Here is a 2274-nt window from a genome sequence, read left to right as displayed (position 1 = left end):
CTACCTGGGCAAGGTCCAGAACGTGCTGCCGTCGATGGAGGCCGCCTTCGTCGACATCGGCAAGGGCCGCAACGCCGTCCTGTACGCCGGCGAGGACGCAGTAGAGACGTACCACCCCGTGCTGACGCGTGTCGAAACCGACGAGGTAGTAGAGGTCCGGGGCGACCGTGGCTGCCGGGGCATGCCAGTACGGGTCGCCGACGAGGTCGGCCACTACGTAGTCCAGACCGTCGTCCGCCGTGACCTCCACCGCGTCGGGCAGAACACCGGCCGCTGTGAGCGTGCCGAGATCGAGGACGCCCGCCTCGGTGTTGTCGGCCGCCCAGCGGGCCGCGGCGCGCAGTGCTCCTACGTACCACCAGGAGCCGAGCGAAGCAGGTGCGGCCTCAGGGTTGTGGGGCAGTTCGATCAGTACGGCCCTGGACACGTCGTCTTCCAGACGGACGCGAATGAGCTCCGAGGCCGGCAGGAAGGCGCGCAGCCGCCAGGAGGTACCGGGCACCGGCGCGGCGACGAAGCGACGCAATGCCAGCAGGATCTCCGTCGCCTCTCGTTCCAAGCACGAGACCGTCGACGGCGCGGTCGAGCGGGTGACGGCGGCGCTCGCCACCCGGGGGCATCCCCGCGCCTTGGCCATTAGCACCTGGACGCCCATGGCGGAACGGGCAACCGAGGGCTCGTAGAGGAGCGCGTGCGGCATCCAAACACACGCGGGACGGGGCTCTCAGCCGTAGGGAAGCCGCCACAACGCCCAGCGCCACCCAGTGGACGTAGAAGACGCCTTGCGTAGTCAGCAGGACAGGGAGGGGAACGACCTGAGCAACCCAGCCCTGACCTGACATCCCATCAGGACGAGCGTCAAATGGGCGTCACGAGCGTCATTTCAGCGTCAAGATATCGCCCGTAACGCCCACACCGCACATACCGCGCACCCACAAAACCCCAGGTCAGAGCCCTTACTTAACCGGCTCCAGGATGGCGACGCACTCCACATGGTGCGTCATCGGAAACAAGTCGAACGCCCGCAGCGTCCGCACCCGATAGCCGCCCTCCCGGAAGTACCCCAGGTCGCGGGCCAGGGCCGCCGGGTCGCAGGCGACGTAGGCGATGCGGCGGGCGCCGAGGCGGGCGAGGTGCTGGACGGTCTGCTTGCCGGCGCCCGCGCGGGGCGGGTCCAGGACGATCAGGTCGACCTCGGTGATGCCCGTGCGCGGGAGGACCGACTCGACCTTGCCCTGCTCGATGCGGACGCGCGGGAAGCCGGCCAGGTTGTGGCGGGCGTCCTCGACGGCGCGCTTGCCGGACTCGATGCCGAGGACCGCGCCCTGGTCGCCCACGCGGTCGGCGAGGGCGCCCGCGAAGAGGCCGACGCCGCAGTAGAGGTCCAGGGCGGTCTCGCCCTTGCGGGGCGTGAGGCCCTGCATCACGGCGAGCATCAGGGTCTGGGCGGCCTTCGGGTGGACCTGCCAGAAGCCGCCGCTGCCGACGCGGTAAGTGCGGTCGTCGGCGCGCTCGCGGACGAAGCCACGGCCGTGGACGCGGTGGACGCCGCCGTCCTTCTCGTCGACGCGCAGGACGGAGGCCGGCTTGTCGAGCTCGACCAGCGGGAGGCGGGCGCCGGGGCGGGGGGTGAGGATGACCTGGCGGTCGTGGGAGCCGGAGGCGGCGATGGCCTCGACCGACGCCATCCCCTCCCAGGTGCGCTTCTCGATGCCGAGCTCGGAGACGCCCTCGGCGGCGATCATGCAGTGGTCGACGACCTCGACGTCGTGCGAGCGGTGCTTGCGCAGGCCCGCGTGGCCGTCGGCGTCGATCGCGTACTGGACGCGGGTGCGCCACTTCGGGACCTCGCCCGCGGGCAGCTTGTCGCCTTCGGCGGGGACGACCGTGCCGTCCCAGCCGGCCTCCTCGGGGGTCAGGCCCGCGAGCCGCTGGAGCTGCTCGGCGAGCACCTCGCCCTTGAGGCGGCGCTGGGCGCCCGGCTTGGCGTGCTGCCAGTCGCAGCCGCCGCACTTGCCGGGGCCGGCGAAGGGGCAGGGCGCCTCGATGCGGTCCTTGGACGGGTCCAGGATCTCGACCGCGTCGGCGCGCAGGAAGCGGGAGGTCTCCTCGCCCTCGGTGATCCGGGCGCGGACCCGCTCGCCGGGGAGCGCGTGGCGGACGAAGAGGACGCGGCCCGCACATTGACTCGGTACGGAATTCGGTGCTCCACCCGCATGATCGCGAATTCGACGCGGAATTCACGCAGGTGCGGGCGTCAGCCGCATATGCCTT

The 2274-nt window shown here is 71.2% G+C and carries 1 protein-coding gene and 1 pseudogene; both read right to left on the bottom strand.

Annotation, left to right across the window (positions count from 1 at the left end):
- Nucleotides 1-610: hypothetical protein (locus AB0C99_RS39610; RefSeq protein ID WP_362485354.1), on the bottom strand; the 610-nt coding region annotated here is incomplete at its 3' end.
- A 346-nt stretch (nucleotides 611-956) separates the two neighbouring features.
- Nucleotides 957-2177: pseudogene (locus tag AB0C99_RS39605) on the bottom strand (methyltransferase domain-containing protein); the annotation flags it as partial.
- Nucleotides 2178-2274 lie beyond the last annotated feature (97 nt).

The organism is Streptomyces sp. NPDC048659 (assembly GCF_040650575.1).
Lineage (GTDB): Bacteria > Actinomycetota > Actinomycetes > Streptomycetales > Streptomycetaceae > Streptomyces.
The sequence above is the reverse complement of the archived record's forward strand: the minus strand, read 5'-3'. Positions and strand labels throughout refer to the sequence as shown.